Raw genomic sequence first — 18186 nt, forward strand, 5'->3', positions numbered from 1 at the left:
TTTCAAGCTCTGCCGCGTTTGCGACATTCGCGGCGATCCGAAATGACGGCCTGGGGGGACGACCACTGTCTGAAGCGACTTCGAAATACGATCTCGCGCACGCCTTCCCGGGCGGCTCGGGAGAGATGGCCGACCGCGTACGGCGTCACGACTGGTCCTCCACGCCTCTGGGAGGGATTGACCAATGGCCACAGAGCCTGCGCACGACGGTCTCCCTGCTGATCGCCGCCCCCGTTCCCATCGTCCTGTTGTGGGGCGAGCAGGGCGTCATGATCTACAATGACGCCTATTCGGTCTTCGCAGGCGGGCGTCATCCTCAGTTGTTGGGGTCCAACGTCCGCGAGGGCTGGCCCGAGGTCGCGGACTTCAACGACCGTGTCATGAAGGTCGGCCTGGCGGGGGGGACGCTGGCCTACAAGGATCAGGAACTGACCCTCCACCGCACAGGTCAGCCCGAGCAGGTCTGGATGGACCTGGACTACTGGCCCGTTCTCGATGAGAGCGGACAACCCGCCGGCGTTATCGCCACGGTCGTCGAGACCACGGCCCGCGTCGAATCTGACCGCCTGCGGAGCGCCACCAACGAGCGGCTGCAACTGGCCCTGTCCGCAGGGCGTGGCGTCGGCACTTGGGACTTCGATATAGCCGCCGACCGGGTCGTGGCCGACGAAAGGTTCGCGGAAATCTACGGGGTGGCTCCGGCCGTGGCTCGCGAGGGCGCTCCCCTGTCGGAGTTCTTCCAGGCCATGCACCCCGAGGACGCCGAACGCGTCGGTCGCGAGATTCATCGCACTCTTGAGACCCATGCCCCGTTCCGATCGGAATACCGGCTGATCCAGGCCAATGGCGAAGTCCGCTGGGTCTCTGCCGAGGGTCGTATCGTGACGGACGCGGACGGAATGCTGCGTTTCCCCGGCGTGACCTTCGACGTCACCGAGCGGCGCCAGGCGGATGCCGTCCTGGCGGAAACCGAGAGCCGCTACGACGCCCTGTTCAACTCCATTTCCACCGGCTTCTGCATCGTAGAGATGAAATTCGACGCCGAGATGCGGCCAATCGACTACATGATCGTCGAGGGAAATCCGGCGTTCGAGGATATGACCGGCCTAAAAGGCGCCAATGGAAAATGGGTGTCGGAGATCGCGCCCGGCCTGGAGCAGCACTGGTTCGATCTCTACGGCAAGGTCGCTCTGACCGGCGAGACCATCCGTTTCGAGAACCCCGCCGATGTCTTCGGCCGCTGGTACGACGTCGAAGCCTTGCGCATCGGCGATCCGGCGTCCCACCGCGTCGCGATCCTGTTCACCAACATCACTGAACGGAAGCAGCACGAGAGGCGTCAGCAGGCCCTGTTGGACCTCAACGACGCGATCCGCGACCTGATCGATCCCAACGAGATCGCCCATGCCTCCTCGAAAATCCTGGCCGAGGCGCTGGATGTCAGCCGTGTCGGATACGGGGTCATGGATACGGTCGCCGAGACCGTAACCATCGCCAGGGACTACAATGCGCCCGGCATCCAGAGCATCGCCGGCGTCATCCATTTTCGGGATTTCGGCTCGTATATCGACGACCTGTCGCGCGGCGAGACGGTAATCCTGGCCGATGCGGCCCACGATCCACGTGTCGGCGACGGGGGCGAGGCTCTGGCCGGCATTCGGGCGACGTCCCTGATCAACATGCCGTTGATGGAGCGGGGCAAGGTCGTGGCCCTGCTGTTCGTCAACAACGCCACGCCGCGTGCCTGGTCCGACGAAGATATCGCCCTTGTGCGCGAAGTGGCGGAACGCGTTCGCACCGCCAGCGAACGCGCCCGTGCAACCGCCGGCCTGGAAGACAGCGAGGCCCGATATCGCACCCTGTTCGACACCATCGACGAGGGCTTCTGCGTCATGGAATTCGTCGATGGTCCGTCAGGCTCTCTGGACGATTATATCCATGTCGAGGCGAATCCGGCGGCGGCGGAACAGGCCGGACTGGCCGGAGTAGTGGGTCGCCGCATCCGCGACATCGCCCCCGATGAGGCTCAGGAATGGGTCGAGCTATATAGAAACGTCCTGGAGACTGGCCGCCCCCTCCGCTTCGAGAAGGAATTCGCATCGACCGGCCGCTGGCTGGAGCTGTCCGCCTTCCGGGTCGAACCCCCGAGCCGCAAACAGGTCGCGGTCCTGTTCAAAGATCTGACCGTCCGACATCGCACCGAACGCTCCCTTCGTGAAAGCGAAGCGCAATTCCGCGCCTTCGCCGAAGCCGTGCCCAATCAGGTCTGGGCTAGCCGCCCAGATGGCGAACTCTATTGGTTCAACAATCAGGTCTATGCCTACACGGGCCTGTCCGAAGGCGACCTGCACGGCCCTGCAGGCTGGGCCAGGATCGTTCATCCTGACGACCTGCCGGGCGCCGCTGCCGCATGGTCTAGGGCGCTGAAGTCTGGCGAAGTCTATCGTACCGAGTTCCGCATTCGCCGCGCCGACGGCGCCTGGCGCTGGTTTGTCGTCGGCTCCGAGCCGGTCCATGACGAGACAGGGACCTTGACCGGCTGGGTCGGGGCCAACAGCGATATCGACGACATCCGACAGCAGGGCGAGGAGTTGGAGCGCGTCAACGAAATCCTGTCCGGGCTGCTGACCGGCAGCCAGGCAGAACGCGACAGATTGTGGGAGCTCAGCCCCGACCTGCTGACCGTCGTCAGCTATGATGGCCGGCTGGAGCGGATCAACCCGTCCTGGACGCGTGTGCTGGGATGGGATGAAGAGACCCTGCTGAGCCGGCCCTATGCCGAGATCCTGCATCCCGATGAGGTCGAGTCGATCGGCGATTTGCTGGCCGACCTGCAGACCAATGACCAGCCGGCGCTGCTGGAAGATCGCCTGCTGACCGCGAGCGGTGAATGGCGGACCTTCGTCTGGACCCTGTCGCCGGAACCGGGGGGCGAGCGGCTGTATGGCGTGGGCCGCGACGTGACTGAGGAACGGGCCCAGTCCGAGCGCCTGGCGGCGGCCCAGGACGCCCTGCGCCAGTCCCAGAAGATGGAGGCGGTCGGCCAACTGACCGGAGGCATCGCCCACGATTTCAACAATCTTCTGGCCGGGATCTCCGGCTCTTTGGAACTGCTTGCCAAACGCCTCAGCGAAGGCCGCCTCAATGGCACGGAGCGTTACATCGATGCGGCGCAAGGCTCCGCCCAGCGCGCCGCCGCCCTGACCCAGCGGCTTTTGGCCTTCTCGCGCCGACAGACGCTGGACCCCAAGCCGACCGACGTGAACCGCCTGATCAACGGCATGGAGGATTTGATCCGCCGCAGCGTCGGGCCGGACGTCGAAGTCGAGGTGGTCGGCGCCGGCGGTCTGTGGGCGACCAGAATCGACCAGTCGCAGCTGGAGAACGCGTTGCTGAACCTGTGCATCAATGCGCGAGACGCCATGGCCCCTGCGGGCGGGCGGCTGACCATCGAGACCTCGAACAAGTGGCTGGACGACCGGGCGTCCAAGGTCCGCGACCTGCCGCCCGGCCAATATGTCTCACTGTGCGTCACCGACACCGGCGCCGGCATGCCGCCGGAAGTCCAGGCCCAGGCCTTCGACCCCTTCTTCACCACCAAGCCGCTGGGCCAGGGGACGGGTCTGGGCCTATCCATGATCCACGGCTTCGTGCGCCAGTCGGGCGGACAGGTGCGTATCTATTCCGAGATCGGCAAGGGCACGACCATGTGCCTGTATTTGCCGCGGCATCAAGGTGATGTGGACGGCGACGAAGATGTGGGCGCAACGCCGGTCGCCGAGGGCGGTCACGGGGAGACCGTGCTGGTCATCGACGATGAGGAGACGGTGCGGATGCTCGTGGCCGAGGTCTTGGGCGACGCCGGCTATACGGTGATCGAGGCGCCGGACGGTCCCTCGGGTCTGGAACTTCTGCGCTCCAACCGCCGCATTGACCTTCTTGTCTCAGACGTGGGCTTGCCCGGCGGGATGAACGGGCGTCAGGTTGCGGACGCCGCGCGGGTCAGCCGTCCGGATCTGAAGGTCCTCTTCATCACCGGCTATGCGGAGAACGCGGCCGTGGGCAACGGTCTGTTGGCCCCCGGCATGGAGGTCCTGACCAAGCCCTTCGTCATGGGTGACCTAGCCGCCAAAGTCCACGACATGATCGAAGGCTAAGCGGCGCAGCTTCCGGATGTCTAACAGGCCAAGAGCAGCCGTCCCGACGCTCGCGCGTCCGTCTGCGCAAATTACAGACATCGGACCTTAGCCGAACGTCAGACCTTCCCGACCCTGGCGATAAAGCGTCTGCGGTTACTCGTAGTTGACCGTGATCGGCATGGCGGCGGTGACGTCCTCGAACGTCACCGTCGACAGGACGCCTGTGACCCGCAAAGTGTCCCGGCCTGCACGGTCCATGTGCGATGACAGGGTATCCGAGATGTCGCCAGAATTCTGGCTCCAGACGCGGAACTGGCTGATGGTCGCATTGGTCATTGGTGCGCTGAGCGAGGTCGGCAGGTTGATCCGATAGGTGCGCCCCGGGTCGCCGGTGACCTGGATCACCGCTGGGGCGCTGGAGGTCGTGCCGCGGGCTTCCGACACGCTGGCTTCGCCGGGGCGCGGCGGTTTGCCATCGTCGGCGGCGAAGGCCATGCGCGCCATGGTCGTTACACCCACCGAGCGTTCGATGCGGATCGAGGACCCGGTCTGGCGCGTCTGGGCCTGGACGTCGAGACAATGGAAGGACAGCGCGAATATGGCGAGGAACAGGGCTCTCACAACAGCACCGCTGTGACCGTGTAGCTGTAAGTGCCGTAGCCCGTCGGTCCCGAGGCCGGCACCAGCACATCCATGCCCAACTTGAACGTCGCTCCCAGATTCAGCCCCAGGGGATAGGCGTCGAAGGTGATCGTCGAGCCAGAGCTGGCCGGGGCGATATAGTAGAGCAGACCGTAGGGCGAGCTGATCCGAAGGTTGCTGATGTCAGCGACGCCGGAGGAGCCGGTGATCGTCACCGTCACCCGGACTTGGCGAAGGTTGCAGAGGATGTCGAGCTGGCAGATGACGGTGATGGTGATCGGCGTAACCGGGGCCGAGCTCAGCCGGATCGCATTGCCGGAGGTTCGCGTCACCGTGCCGTCGGTGGCGATGGAGAAGGTGGTCGCCGACGTGCCGCGAATGACCTGGCCCAAGGCCGGGTTGATCGCCGTCGGGCTGCGCTGAACCGTCAGTTGGGCCGCGGCCGATCCGGCCCAGGTCAGGCCCAGCATGAAGGCGGCAATGGCCAGAAGGTGGCGGATCATGCCGGCTCCCTCTGCCTGACCGCGATGAAGACATCGTCGGCGCGGACATAGCCGCCCTCAGCCGGAACATCGAGCACCGGCGCGCCCTCGATCGACAGGCCCAGATCAGCGGCCTGGCCTGGATCAAGCCGGATTTCGTAGCGTCCGGGACGCACACCCTCCAACACGATGACGCCGGCATGGTCGGTTCGTCCTACGAGCGCATCGCCGCCCTGCGTGGGGACGAGTTGAAGATTAACCGCAGCCAGGGCGCGGTCCTCGGCGCCGTCGCGGCGGAGTCTCGTGGTCAGCTCGACCTCGCTGGTCAGTTGCAAGGGATAGATTACGGCGACGGTCCGACCCGGACGGGGGACGAAGGTCACGCTGTCGCCGCCCACGAGAAAGGGGTCATCCAGGTTCTCGAGGTTGACGCGCATTCGGGCCGGGCCGCCGTCACCGAGGCCGCCGGCTATGGCCAGGCCTTCGGCGTTGGTGACGATGGAGCCGCCGGGGGTGTCTAGGGCGACATTGGGAACGCCCTGTTCATCGGCCTGCCTGACGCCGTCGCCGTTGGCGTCGATGAAGGCGTCGATGGCGACAGAGCCGCCGGTCGCCAGGCCGGGCCGATGAATTTCGTAGCGGCCACGTGTGGGGTCGTAGCCAAAGCCGAAGCCCAGCTGGAAGCCGATCTGCCATTCGCCACGTTCTGTCTCGTAGGCCGCATTCAACGACGCGTCGAAGCGGTCGGCGGCGTAGAGGCTGGAGCCTTGGATGGTTGTCGTTGGCTGTATGCCCAGGCTCCGCTGAACGCCGATGCGGACGGCGTTTCGCGTGGTGACCTGATAATCCAGGGTCGCGTAGGCGGTCTGGAGCTCCGCATCCGGCATGATGCGATACGAGACGCCGCCACGGAACTGCGCGCGTGCGGCGACCAAGGTGGCGACATCGGCGACGCCGATCAGCTGCTCCTGACGCACCATCGCGGTCCAGTCGTTTTGGTACGACAGGCTGGTCGAGAGATAATAGCGGTTCACCGGCAGGGAGGTGCGCACGTCCGCAGTGAACTGGCCGCTGCCGTTGGTCCGCTCCTGGCGACGCATGTCGAATGACAGAGGCAGGATCATGCGCGCGCCCAGCCGCACCGCAGCATCGGCGCGCAGGTCGCTGCTGCGCACAAGCGAGGCGTCAGCCGAAACCCCGAACAGTCGCGTCTCATCGACGAAGCCGCCCGAATACTCGGCATGCCGGCCGATCACCGAGACACCGAAGGGACGACCGGCCAGACCAAAGGTGACCCCAGCGCCGCCGCCCTCGTCCGCCCCCACATCCAGTTGACCGGCCATGCCGCCGAACGAACCGCGCAGGCCCAGCAGGCCGACACTGCGGGCATCCATACCGAACGGGGCATAACGGGCGACGCCGCCACTCAGCGTAAGAGTCGGGCTGACGCCATAGTCGAACAGGGCGGCGAACCGGCCCTCCCCGGTCGAGCGATCGGAAACGATCTTGCCCACCTGGAACACCGGGGTGTTCTGCTGCACAGCGCCCAACCGGACGATGAAGCGGCCGGCCTCGACCTGACCCGTGCCGAAATTGATACGGCGAACCTGCTCGCGCGTCTGACCCTGCGACCCGTAGAAGACCAGCCGAATGGTGTTCAGGCCGAAGGTCAGGGGCACATCGAGGAACTCGTAGCGTCCCGCGACGGGCGACGATTGGTTCGTCTGCAGCACCTCGTTGACGTAGAGTTCGACCTCCTCACCCAGCGGCAGCTCGCCGCGCAGGTTCAGCGGGGTCGCCAGATCCAACGATTCCAGCGGGGCGGAAGTGTAGTATGCGCCGCGCCCGCCGAAACTGCCGGCGCCCATCGACATCGACGGCGTGAAGACGTCGCCGATTCCGGCCCGGGTGGCGCCAAGGGCGCCCAGGGCGTGACCGTCCGGATCCTTGCGTTCCAGCAGGACGCGGACGCTGTTCAGTTCGCCGTCGGCGTCGGAGCCGGCGTAGCCCTGAAATCCGGCCCACAGCAGGTCGCCGGCCATGCGCACGTCGTAGCTGCGGCTCTGGTCGTCGCCGTCGCGCGTCACCTGACCGCCCAGGTTGATATCAAAGGCGGGCGGGCTGGCCAGCAGATAGGGGCTCGGCAGGGTGCGGAAGCGGTCCGTAGGCTTGCCGGAAACAGCCCCGGCGCGGCGCTGTTCGCGCGCCAGACGCTGCTGGAACGGCAAAGGCTGGGTGGGGACGACGACCAGGGTCTGGGCGTTGACGTCAGGGGTCAGCCGGACAGGGATCAGACGCTCCAACAGATCGGTGCGGACATAAAAGTCATCGTCGAAGACGCTGATCTGGTCGGGGTCGAAGGCGATGTCGACACCGCCGACACGAGCCCGGCCAGTGCTCAGGTCGAGCACCAGGCTGTTGTCGCGCGACAGTATCCAGCCCTCGGCGCGGCGCTGAGCCGGGAAAACGCCGACGGCGAAGTCCAGCACGCGGGCGAACTCCCCCAACGGGATGTAGACGCCCCGGCGCGAGGCATAAACATTCATGGTCTCGGCCAGCTGATAGCCGTCGGCCGTGACCTCCATGAACAGCAGGTCGTCGCCGGTGAAGGGCGTCGAGGCGTCGTTGGCGCTCGGCCCGGCCACCATGGCCCCGTTCGCCACAGTCTGGGCGAACGTCGGCGCGGCGGACATCGAAGCCAATGTTCCCACCATCATGATCGCGACCTGTCGGCCATGGCTCATGACGCCGGGAGAGACGCCGTCGCCAGTTCGACGCCGACATGGGCGTCGTCGTCGCGATAGACGATGCGCAGGGCTTCACCCTCGGCGACGGTTTCGGCCAGGGGAGCGGTCAGGGTGCGGCGTTCGATTTCCGGATAGACAGCGACACCGCTCACCAGACCGACCACGCGATCCGTTGCGCCCTGCCCCGCGTGGACTTCGACATCGCCATAGACCGAGTTGTCGCCGAGCCGGACAAGGTCCAGCGCCAGCGCGCCGTTGGGCGCGCCTTCCGAGGCGGGCAGGCGCGAGACGTTCTGAATCGCGGCCCTTGCATCGACGGCGCCCTCGCGCACGATCAGGGGAATGCTGACGCTGAAAAGGGCGGTGACCTGAAGCGCCAAGCCGTTGGGATTGGCTTCGGCGGCCTGGGCGGCGGTGAAGCCGGTGTCCTCCGGCGGCAGGGCGGTGACGGTCAGGTGGGTGCGATACTCGGCCGGCGCACCGACTGCGGGCGGACGCACCCGGACGCGGATGACCTGGCTCTGTTTCGGCTCCAGCACCACGCGGCGGGGGGTGTACTGGATAAAGGGCTGGGCCGAGGCCGAATGCGGCGCGTCCGTTGCGTCGACCAAGGCGACGATCTGGCCGTCAGGCTGCATAATGCGATCCACCAGCTCGACCGTGTAGGTCGCCGGCTCGTCGCCCTGGTTGAAGACATAGACGGTCGCAGCGCGCTCGCTGTCGTCGAAGGTCACGCGGCGCGGCGAGATGTTCAGATCTGCACCGACCTGGGCCAGCGCCGGAGCGGCGAGAAGGCTGGTCAAGACGGCGACGGCGAGGGTGGCTTTGAACATCTCGGGTCTCATCGGTGGCGACGCCGGGGAGGCTAGCCTCCCGGGGTTAACCGAAAGTGGTCTCCGGGCGTGGCACTCGCCTTAGTTATAGGCGGCTGAGACCGTGAACGTGCCGGTGTAGAGGCCGGTCGCCTGGGTCGAGGACACAGGAACCGAACCACCAACGGCGAAGGCCAGCGAACCGGCGGAGCCCAAGGCGTTGCTGAGGGTCTGGGCCGCCGCCGAACCGGTCAGGTTGTTTGAGGTCGTGACGGTCAGGGTGTCCGAACCATTGATCATGCTGAAGGTCGCGGGGATGGTGATCGAGACCGACTGGCCGCCTTCACCAGCGACCGTAAAGGCGGCAGCGACCGGGGTGTCGCCCGAAGCCAGGCCGGCGACGCCGCCGGTGACCGAGCGAACGCCGGCGGCGCTGACCACGGCCGTGCCCGAACCGGTCGTCGGGCGAACAACGGCGCCGAACTTAAGGTCGGAATTCTTGGTGATTGTCAGGGGGCGGATGACGGTGATCGAGCCCGTTCCCGTTGTCGATGCCGACTGGGCGAAGGCCGGGCTGGACAGGGCGCCGAGAGCGATCACGGCGGCGGCGGCGAACAACTTGATCGACATTTCGGCCTCTCCTCGGGGGCGTTGTGAACGTGATGATCTGGAGAAACAACCAAGGCGTGTCGAAGTCCAGCGGCACAAAGCTCAAAAGGGATCAAAATATACCAAAGTTATACGCCTGAATGCTCTGCAGATGGCCGCTTCGATTAGTGGTTACTTTATTTTTACGATGATCTTTCAGATTTCGTTAAGCATTGGGAACAGATTGGTAACCATAGCGCGTCTGACATAGACTGAACCTGTTAGCTGCGAATCCGTTACACAGCCTGCAGGGAGAGCCTGGAATGCAGTGGATCGTCCTGATCGTGGATGACCATCCCTTGGTCGGCGAAGCGTTCGAGTTGTCGGTTCGGGCCGCCTATCCGCACCTGGACGTCGGCAGGGTCACCAGTGCGGCAGAAGCCGAAGCCTACGCCAGGGCCCATGGGCCACGCATCAAACTTGTCTTGCTGGACCTGATGCTGCCCGACGTCACGGGATTCAGCGGGCTTCTGATGCTTCAGCAACTCTTGCCCGATCGACCGATCGCGATCGTTTCCGGCCGGTTCGACACCCATGTTGTCGCCTTGGCCAAGACCTTCGGCGCCGCCGCCTATCTGAACAAGGGCGCGCCGGTCAGCGACCTGGTCAACGCCGTGGGGGCGATCCTGCGTGGCGAGAGCGTCAACCTGCCCGGCGACCCGGCCCCCGTGCCGGCGGCCGCAGACTTCCACAAGAAGGTGGCGACCCTTTCGGCGGGCCAGCTTCGGGTGCTGAACGCTTTGGCCGACGGGCGACTGAACAAACAGATCGCCGCCGACATGAACCTGACGGAAGGTACGGTGAAACAGCATATGTCGGCCATCTTCAAGAAGCTGGGCGTCAACAACCGCAGCCAGGCCATCCTGGCGGCGGGACCGTATCTGCGCCCGCTGGAGGGCTGACACGTCAAGCGGATGCGATGACCGAGGCGATCGCGGTCTCGAGCGCGTCAAGTTCGGCTTCGGTCGGTCGCTCGCCTGAGGCGTGGCGATCATCCACCGTCACCGCAACGGCGCTGAGCGCCGGATATCCGAACGTGCCCGCCGCACCCGCCAGACTGTGCGCCAGCATCCGCAGCTCCGCTTCTTTTCCGGTCGCGGCGCGCAAGCCTCTAAGGCGTTCGAGATCGTCATTCAGTCGAGCCCGGAAGCGCTCGCGCAACGCGGCCAGAGGATCGCTCATGCGACGGAGGCGAGATGATCCCGCACCTGGCTGGCCAAGGTCATGGGGTCGAACGGCTTGATGATGACCGCGATCGCTCCCAGGTCGATGAAGCGCATCCGTTCCGACGCCTGCGCGCGCGCCGTCATGAAGATGACCGGCGTCGTCTCGTGACCCGGCATCTTGCGCAACCGCTGTAACGTGCCCGGCCCGTCCAGATCGGGCATCATCACGTCCAGCAGGACGACATCGGGCCGCCAACCGGTCGCCAGCATCTCCAGCGCCTCTTCGCCGGATCGCACCGAGCGGACATTGATCGCCGGGTCTATGGCCAGCGACATCGCGGCGACTTCGCGAATGTCGGGCTCGTCATCGACGTGAAGTATCTCCATCATCCACCGCTTTCCTCTCTTGATTGGTCTTCGTGTCGGTCAACTTCCGGACGGTCTTTGCGAGACCGGCCAGGGACGACTTCGACTTGGTCAGAACGGCCTCCACGCGGTGCGCCAGCGCGCCATCCATTTCCTGGGCGGAATAGACGATGACCGGAACGCTGTGGCCGCTCTCGTCGCGCATCTCGCTCAGCAACTCCAGACCCGATCCGTCGGGCAGGCCGAGGTCCAGAATGACAAGATCGGGCCTGTGTCTCGCCAACGCCCCCCGTGCCCCCGCCAGGCTTTCCGCCGCCACCATTACGGCTGATCCGGCCAGGGCTTCGGCAGTGACCTCCAGGATATCCCTGTCGTCGTCCACGTGCAGGACCACCGGCAGACGATCCGCGAGCCGCTGATAGATGGCTGCCACGGCGCTGCGCAGTCGGGCCTGGTCGAACGGCTTTTCCAGCCAGTCGAGGACTTCCAGCGATTGCGCTCGCGCCCTTCCCTTGGCGGCGTCGCCGGAGACGACGACGACGGGCAGATCGCGCGTGTCCGCCGACTCGCGCAGCGTCCGGATCAGGCTGATGCCGTCGGCGTCGGGCAGATGAATGTCGACAAGGACGGCGGAATAGAAGCCCGTCTGCGCCATCATCAGGGCCTGTCGGCCCGTGCTTGCGATCTCGGCGTCGAAACCGTCCGCCTCGAGCATGTCACGCAGGATGTTGGCGGCGTCGATGTCGTCCTCGACGATCAGCAGACGGGGTCCGCCGCCGACCTCCGCACCGCCCTGCCCGCTGGCCAGCGGCAGGTCCAGATGGAAGGTCGCGCCTTCGCCGGGCAGGGATTCGAACCACAGCCGGCCGCCATGTCGCTCTGCGATCTCGCGGGCGATGGCCAGGCCAAGGCCGGTGCCACCCTTGGCGCGGGTGTCGGAACCATCGGCCTGAGCGAACTTGGAGAAGATGCGCGAACGGAAGGCCTCGGGAATGCCGGGTCCATGATCGGTGACGCTGAGGCGAGCCAATCGCCTTTCCGGATTGACGCTGACCCGGACCGAGCCGCCCGCCGGCGAGAATTTCGCCGCGTTCGACAGCAGGTTGGTCACGACCTGGATCAGCCGGTCGGCGTCGCCCCGCACAGGCGCGGATTCGCCCGCCGCCAGATCCAGCGTCACGCCCAACTCGTCGGCATAGCCGCGCATTCCCTCGATCGACCTTTCGGCGATGTCGTACAGATCCAGCGACGTCACCTCGAGGCGCAGCTTGCCCGACTCCATCTTCTCGATGTCGAGGATGTCGTTGATAAGCCGCACCAGCCGCTGACTGTTGGAATGCGCGATCTGGACCAGCCGGGCGGCCTTCTCGGGCATCCGGCCCGCCGCGCCGCCGGCCAGCAGACCCAGGGAGCCGGCGATGGATGTCAGGGGCGTCCGCAGCTCATGGCTGACGGTCGAGACGAACTCGTCCTTCAACTGCTCGATCCGTTTGCGCTCGGAAATGTCGCGGATTACGGCGACTACATGGGTTCCGGTGGGCAGATGCATGGCGCCCAGGGCCACATCGACGGGGAAGACGACGCCATTCCTGCGTCGGGCCTCCATCTGCCGGATCAGCCCCTTTTCAAGGGCTCCCTGCGAAGACCCGAGCCGCTTGAGGAACTCGCCGTCGCCGTCCTGGGCCAGTTCCACCAACAGAGAGATGTCGCGTCGGCTCAGTTCCTCTGCGCGGTATCCAAACATGGTCTCGGCCGCCGCATTGACGGTCTCGATGCTCCCGCTGGGGTTCAGCGTGATGATGGCGTCGATGGCGCTGTTGAAGATCACCTGCTGCCGCTGCGCCTGGCTCCGGATGTCGCTCATCATGGTCTGACGCGTGACGACATAGCGGATGCCGAGCATGACGGCGCCCAAGATGACCAGCAAAAGGGTGGCGAACAGGCCGACGACCAGCCGCTCCGTCCGAGCGGTCCTGGCATCGGCGGCCGCGGAATACTGATCCAGCCTCGCCGCCTCCAGCGCGACCAAGTCTGTAAGGGTTCGCCTGGCCTCATCCATGATCACCTTGCCTCGACTGTCGAGAGGGGATGCCAGGGCGGCCTGTGCGCCGAGGTCCCTACGTCGATCGATGACGGCGGCCGAGATGGCGAACTTCTCTCTGGCCAGCGCCTCGAGATGATCCAGCATAGGCGACGCCTGAGCATCCCCCCGGAAATCCTGCCGCAGTCCGGCCAGCTGCGTTCCGATCCGGGCCGAGGCGGAAATCCACGGTTCGAGATATCGATCCTGACCCGTGAGCACATAACCGCGAGCGCCCGTCTCTCCGTCCAGCATGATCTTCTGAACGGCCTCGATTTCCAGCCGCGTCTCGTACGACTGCACCACCTGCGCGCGCAGTGCTCTGCTGCTGTTGAATTCCTTCGACAGTTCGATCCCGGTCAGCGCGAGCAGCACCAGGATGACGCCGATGCCCGCAACGACGGCGGCGCGAAAACGGCGCGACAAGGGTTGACGCGCCGAGGTCATTGGCCGGTACTCAGCAGGCTGGGCATGGAGCCGAGGAGGTCGATCACAATGAAAGTCTGTGTCATCGATGACGATCCGTTGATGCTCAGCCATCTGGAAACGATGCTGACGTCTCTGGGGCACACGGTCGCGACCGCGCCTGATGTCGATACAGGCCTGAGCTGCATGGAAACGCAAGGCTCGGATGCGGTTGTGGTCGATATCCTGATGCCCGAGCGGGACGGACTGACCTTCATCATGGAGGCGCGCAAGGTCCGATCCGACGTGCGAATCGTGGCCATCACGGGTGGCGGCCGCCTCGGCGCAGGTCCCGTGCTTAGGATGGCCTCGGGTCTGGGCGCCCACGCGACGCTGATCAAGCCGTTCTCAAGCAATGAGCTCGAGATGGCGCTGGGATTAACGGCTTGAGGCGGCTCAGGCTGGCGGGCTGTCGCTCCACCCGGTCGGACGCCAGCCGCTGAGCAAGGCCTCGACCGCGACCTGAACAGGTCCGCTGATGTCGCGCTTGCCCGCTTCCATTTCGCGCACCCGGGCCGCCGCTTTCTCGGGCGTCCCGGCGAGCCGCAGGGCGCGCGCCATCGTCGCCTCGTCCCATCGGAGGATCTGGCGAGCGGCCTTAAGTTGAAGTCCTGCGGTCATCTTGGAAACGCTCTGGCGACCGGCGCTGACGCCAGACAAAGAAGAGCCGCGCCTAGGCGCGGCCCGGATAGTCGGGGAGGGAAACGCCGAGAAGGCGTGCGCCTTGGCGCGATTTCCCTATCGTGGACGAAAGCGGCCTAACCGTGGCCCGCCAACGTGAACCACGCACGAGCGTGAAGCCCCGTCCCCGTCGTCGCTCGTCCGGGCTCCGACGCTCCAGCCCCCTGGAGGCAGGGCGCCATCCCCCTGGTAGCGAGAGGATGATAACCGGGCCAAAATCCGTTTCAAGTTACTGTGAAGTCCGTCGAACCATGATGCAAAATGTCTAGCAACTTTCGATCCCTAGCTTAACATAGATTGGTGAAATCGACCATCGCAAACCCGTCGCCCCACCCCCGCGGCTCTGCCGGCCCGGCTGATTATGAGCATCGCAGCCCGCGCTTCGCGCTGAGAGCGGCCACCGCCGAAGCCCACGCGCGGCTGGACGGTATGTTCTCCACCTTCAACCTCGCAAACAAATCTGACTACGTCGCCTTCCTGCGAGCTCAGGCTCCAGCTTTTCTGGCAGTCGAGGCCGCACTTGACGCCGCCGCCGCTGAAAGGGTGATCCAGGGTTGGGAGAGCCGCCGACGATCCGCCGACCTGCTGAGTGACCTCGCCACCCTGGCCGCGCCCGCACCGTCTCCCTGCCCTCTTCCCATCTTTTCAACCGACGCGGCCGTCCTCGGCGCCGCCTATGTTCTCGAAGGCTCTCGATTGGGCGGAGCCATGCTTGTCCGGGCGGTCGGACCAGGATTTCCGACTGCTTTTCTCACACCTGGGAACCCGGCGGATTGGCGCGCATTCATTTCGCTTCTTGATGAACGGCTAAGCTCGGAGGCGAGTCTTGCCGACGCAGTTTCGGCGGCTCTTGTCGTCTTCGCCATGTTCGAGCAGTGCGCTCGATCGCAATCCGGGGCCGCGCAGCCGTGAACTCAAGACCTGTCGATCTGACGAACTGCGATCGCGAGCCCATCCATATTCTGGGCGCGATCCAGCCGATCGGCTTCCTAATCGCCCTAACCTCGGACTGGATGGTGGCGCGGGTCTCGGCCAATGTGGCGGAGTTCATCGGCCGAGAGCCTGCGGACCTGTTCGGCGAGCCGCTCGAAACGGTGTTCTCGAAAGCCGCCGTCCACGATCTGCGCAATCGCGCGGCCATTCTAAGGGGCCCTGACGCGGTCGAACGGATGTTCGACTGCGAGCTGGTCCCGGGGTTCGGGTCATTCGACGTGGCGCTTCACATCTCCGGCGGACAGGTGGTGATCGAAGCCGAGCCGGCGTCCGGCGAGCATGGCGACGCCACCGGCATGGTCCGGTCGATGATCACCCGTCTGGACCAGGCGGCCGATTTCACCGCCTTCTACAAGGAGGGCGCGCGCCAGGTACGCGCCCTGATCGGCTTCGACCGGGTGATGGTCTATCGCTTCGCCGCCGATGGGCATGGGGAAGTCGTCGCCGAGGCCGTGCGGGCGGGAATCGGCAAGTTCATGGGGCTGCATTACCCCGCCAGCGACATTCCGGCTCAGGCTCGCGAGCTCTATCGTCGCAACCTGCTGCGCGTGATCACTGATGTTAACGCCGAGGCTGTGCCGGTTCTTCCGCAACGCGACGAAGCGGGAGCACCGCTCGATCTATCGCTGTCGGTGCTCAGGTCGGTATCGCCGATCCATATCGAGTATCTAAAGAACATGGGGGTAGGCGCCTCCCTGTCCATCTCGATCATCGTCGAGGGCAGGCTGTGGGGCCTGTTCGCCTGCCACCACTATTCGGCTCGCTGCCCGACGTTCGAACGGCGCTCGGTTGCGGAGCTTTTCTCCCAGATGTTTTCCATGCGGCTGGAAAGCCGGGAGCGTCAGGAGACGGTGGAGTACGAACGCCGCGCCCGCGACATTTCCGATCAATTGCTGGGGGCCGTGGCCTCCGACGAGACCCTGCTCAAGGATCCCGACTGGCTGGGCGACATCCTGACCCATGCCATCCCGGCCGACGGAGTCGGGGTGTGGATCGGCGGCAACCACGCCTTTTCGGGCACTACGCCGCCACTCGAAGATTTCCGCCGTATCGTGCGCGCCCTGAACGGAACGGCGGCGGGCAAGGTCTATGCGACCGATCATATCGGCTCGATCGTCTCGGGGGCGGAGGCGTTCGCCTCATCAACGGCGGGCATGCTGGCGATCCCGATCTCACGGAGTCCGCGCGACTATGTGGTGCTGTTCCGCCGCGAGTTGATCCATTCGGTGCGCTGGGCGGGCGACCCGCACAAGCCGATCGAATACGGACCCAACGGGCCGCGCCTGACGCCGCGCGAGAGCTTCGCCGAGTGGAAGGAGCTGATCGAGGGTCGGTCCAAGCCCTTCACCGGCTCAGAACGCCGTGTGGCCGAAACCTTGCGCGCCACCCTGATCGAGGTTGTGCTGCGGTTGGCCGATGAGGCCTCGGCGGAACGACAGCAGGCCAGCGCGCGTCAGGAGCTGCTGATCGCCGAGCTGAACCACCGGGTTCGCAATATCCTGGGCGTTATTCGCGGCCTGATCCGGCAGTCACAGCCGACCGGCGGTGATATGGCGGAGTTCGTCAAGGTCGTCGACGGACGCATCCACGCCCTGGCCCGGGCCCACAACCAGATCACCGATGACCACTGGGGTCCGGCGCCGATGCAGGCCCTGATCGACGCCGAGGCCGCCGCCTTCGTCAGCGAACCCGACCGGATCGTTACGCAAGGCGAGCCAGTTCTGCTCAATCCCCAAGCCTATTCGACCATGGCGCTGGTGGTCCACGAGTTGGTCACGAACTCGACCAAGTACGGGGCCCTGTCGGCCGCGGGCGGGCGGGTGACGATCGGTTGGCGCCGCGACGCCAAGAACGACCTTGTGCTCGAGTGGCGCGAGCAAGGCGGGCCGTCAGTCAGTCCTCCGACCCGAAAGGGATTTGGCACCACCATCATTGATCGCTCGGTGCCCTATGACCTCGGCGGCAAGGCCAGCATCGACTACGATCCGACGGGCGTACAAGCGTCCTTCTGGATCCCCAGCCGCCACGTATCGGAGGCGCGTACTGTCACAGGGCAGCCCATAAAATATCCACGTCCCGCCGTGGGCCATCCCCAAGCGGCGCCGACGACGGTGCTGACGGGCGAGACTGTTCTGCTGGTCGAGGACAGTCTGATCATCGCCCTTGACGCCGAGGACATCGTCGGTCGGCTCGGCGCGGACTCCGTTTCACCGGCCGCTACCGTGGAGGCGGCCCTGGAACTGATCGAGGCCGCGAGACCAACGGTGGCCATGCTCGACATCAATCTCGGCGACCGCACCAGCTATCCGATCGCCGACCGGTTGATGGAGTTGAACGTGCCGTTCCTCTTCGCCACCGGCTATGGCGAACAGGCTAACCTGCCGATGGATCATCGCGGTCGGCTGGTGGTCCAGAAGCCCTACACTTTGGAGAATGTTGCGCGGGCGATGGACAGCCTACTCGGCCGCTCTGCCGACGACGCGGCAAGATCGGAGTAAACGCCTGAATTCGGCGCGGACTTCGCTCTCAGACGATAGGCCACATGTCGCTGACCGGATTGCAAGGGATGCGCGCTGCGTGTGCTTGAAGAGAGACCGTCCGGAACAAGCGGCGACAGCGCGGGTTTTCTGGCGATGACTGAGCCTGCTGATGACACGCCGCTGATCACCGACCCGCTGAAACCCGAGGCCGTCGACGGTCGCGTCGAGGCGGTCGATCCGCCGGAAGCCAAACTGAAGATGACCGCGGATGCAGCGGAAATCTCGGCCATCCGACTGCTCGACGCGGCAGATGCGGCGCGGGAGTCAATCAAGCCCAGCCGGAAATAGCGGCGGTCGTCGCGATCCAAAGGCTGGGGTCGCCGAATGCGATAGGAGCGCCCTCCCCATCAGCCGCAGCCTGCCTACGCCTGGAACGCGCGTTCATCGGCGGGCACGAGGGCTTCGGGCCCGCGTCCGACCGATGC

The 18186-nt window shown here is 65.4% G+C and carries 15 protein-coding genes; 6 read left to right on the forward strand and 9 right to left on the reverse strand.

Features of this window, described 5'->3' with window-relative positions; all coding sequences use genetic code 11:
- The first annotated feature begins 125 nt into the window (after window positions 1-125).
- Window positions 126-4157, forward strand: coding sequence for a PAS domain S-box protein (locus ACO05L_RS11030; RefSeq protein WP_421729221.1), 4032 nt, complete (start codon window positions 126-128; stop codon window positions 4155-4157).
- Window positions 4158-4292: 135 nt separating this feature from the next.
- Here the strand turns inward: ACO05L_RS11030 and ACO05L_RS11035 are convergent, their stop codons facing one another.
- The 5 genes from ACO05L_RS11035 to ACO05L_RS11055 form a co-directional block, all read right to left on the reverse strand.
- The gene (locus tag ACO05L_RS11035) at window positions 4293-4760 is read right to left on the reverse strand and encodes a hypothetical protein (protein ID WP_421729222.1); all 468 of its coding nucleotides are present in this window, start codon (window positions 4758-4760) and stop codon (window positions 4293-4295) included.
- Complete coding sequence (locus ACO05L_RS11040) at window positions 4757-5284, reverse strand: hypothetical protein (RefSeq protein ID WP_421729223.1); 528 nt, start codon at window positions 5282-5284, stop codon at window positions 4757-4759. Before ACO05L_RS11040 ends, ACO05L_RS11035 begins: the two co-directional genes overlap by 4 nt.
- Window positions 5281-7956, reverse strand: a complete 2676-nt coding sequence (locus ACO05L_RS11045; protein ID WP_421729224.1) for a hypothetical protein — start codon at window positions 7954-7956, stop codon at window positions 5281-5283. Before ACO05L_RS11045 ends, ACO05L_RS11040 begins: the two co-directional genes overlap by 4 nt.
- 47 nt (window positions 7957-8003) lie before the next feature.
- A complete protein-coding gene (locus ACO05L_RS11050) occupies window positions 8004-8843 on the reverse strand; it encodes a molecular chaperone (protein ID WP_421729225.1) in 840 nt (279 codons plus the stop codon).
- 81 nt (window positions 8844-8924) lie between these two features.
- Window positions 8925-9452, reverse strand: a complete 528-nt coding sequence (locus ACO05L_RS11055) for a DUF4402 domain-containing protein (RefSeq protein WP_421729226.1) — start codon at window positions 9450-9452, stop codon at window positions 8925-8927.
- A 281-nt stretch (window positions 9453-9733) separates the two neighbouring features.
- On the opposite strand from ACO05L_RS11055, the gene ACO05L_RS11060 reads away from it, so the two are divergent.
- On the forward strand, window positions 9734-10372 hold the full coding sequence (locus ACO05L_RS11060) for a response regulator transcription factor (protein ID WP_421729227.1): 639 nt from the start codon (window positions 9734-9736) through the stop codon (window positions 10370-10372).
- Between the two features lie 4 nt (window positions 10373-10376).
- Here the strand turns inward: ACO05L_RS11060 and ACO05L_RS11065 are convergent, their stop codons facing one another.
- The 3 genes from ACO05L_RS11065 to ACO05L_RS11075 are packed head-to-tail and all read right to left on the reverse strand — an operon-like array spanning window position 10377 to window position 13508.
- Window positions 10377-10652, reverse strand: coding sequence for an Hpt domain-containing protein (locus ACO05L_RS11065; RefSeq protein ID WP_421729228.1), 276 nt, complete (start codon window positions 10650-10652; stop codon window positions 10377-10379).
- Window positions 10649-11026: a response regulator gene (locus tag ACO05L_RS11070; protein ID WP_421729229.1), complete on the reverse strand. Its 378-nt coding sequence runs from the start codon at window positions 11024-11026 to the stop codon at window positions 10649-10651. The genes ACO05L_RS11065 and ACO05L_RS11070 overlap by 4 nt, the downstream gene beginning before the upstream one ends.
- Window positions 11001-13508, reverse strand: coding sequence for a response regulator (locus tag ACO05L_RS11075; protein WP_421729230.1), 2508 nt, complete (start codon window positions 13506-13508; stop codon window positions 11001-11003). The genes ACO05L_RS11070 and ACO05L_RS11075 overlap by 26 nt, the downstream gene beginning before the upstream one ends.
- Window positions 13509-13577: 69 nt before the next feature.
- On the opposite strand from ACO05L_RS11075, the gene ACO05L_RS11080 reads away from it, so the two are divergent.
- Window positions 13578-13937 carry a response regulator gene (locus ACO05L_RS11080; RefSeq protein ID WP_421729231.1) on the forward strand — a complete coding sequence of 120 codons (360 nt, stop codon included), beginning with the start codon at window positions 13578-13580 and terminating at the stop codon, window positions 13935-13937.
- 6 nt (window positions 13938-13943) lie between these two features.
- Here ACO05L_RS11080 and ACO05L_RS11085 read toward each other — a convergent pair whose 3' ends face one another.
- The gene (locus ACO05L_RS11085; RefSeq protein ID WP_421729232.1) at window positions 13944-14168 is read right to left on the reverse strand and encodes a hypothetical protein; all 225 of its coding nucleotides are present in this window, start codon (window positions 14166-14168) and stop codon (window positions 13944-13946) included.
- A 360-nt stretch (window positions 14169-14528) separates the two neighbouring features.
- Here ACO05L_RS11085 and ACO05L_RS11090 point away from each other — a divergent pair, with 360 nt between their 5' ends.
- From ACO05L_RS11090 to ACO05L_RS11100, 3 genes are all read left to right on the forward strand, one after another.
- Window positions 14529-15140: a biliverdin-producing heme oxygenase gene (locus ACO05L_RS11090; RefSeq protein ID WP_421729233.1), complete on the forward strand. Its 612-nt coding sequence runs from the start codon at window positions 14529-14531 to the stop codon at window positions 15138-15140.
- Complete coding sequence (locus tag ACO05L_RS11095; RefSeq protein ID WP_421729234.1) at window positions 15137-17719, forward strand: HWE histidine kinase domain-containing protein; 2583 nt, start codon at window positions 15137-15139, stop codon at window positions 17717-17719. Before ACO05L_RS11090 ends, ACO05L_RS11095 begins: the two co-directional genes overlap by 4 nt.
- An 81-nt stretch (window positions 17720-17800) precedes the next feature.
- Window positions 17801-18049, forward strand: coding sequence for a hypothetical protein (locus ACO05L_RS11100; protein ID WP_421729235.1), 249 nt, complete (start codon window positions 17801-17803; stop codon window positions 18047-18049).
- Window positions 18050-18186 lie beyond the last annotated feature (137 nt).

The sequence above is a fragment of the Brevundimonas sp. genome, assembly GCF_965227765.1.
Classification (GTDB): Bacteria; Pseudomonadota; Alphaproteobacteria; order Caulobacterales; family Caulobacteraceae; genus Brevundimonas.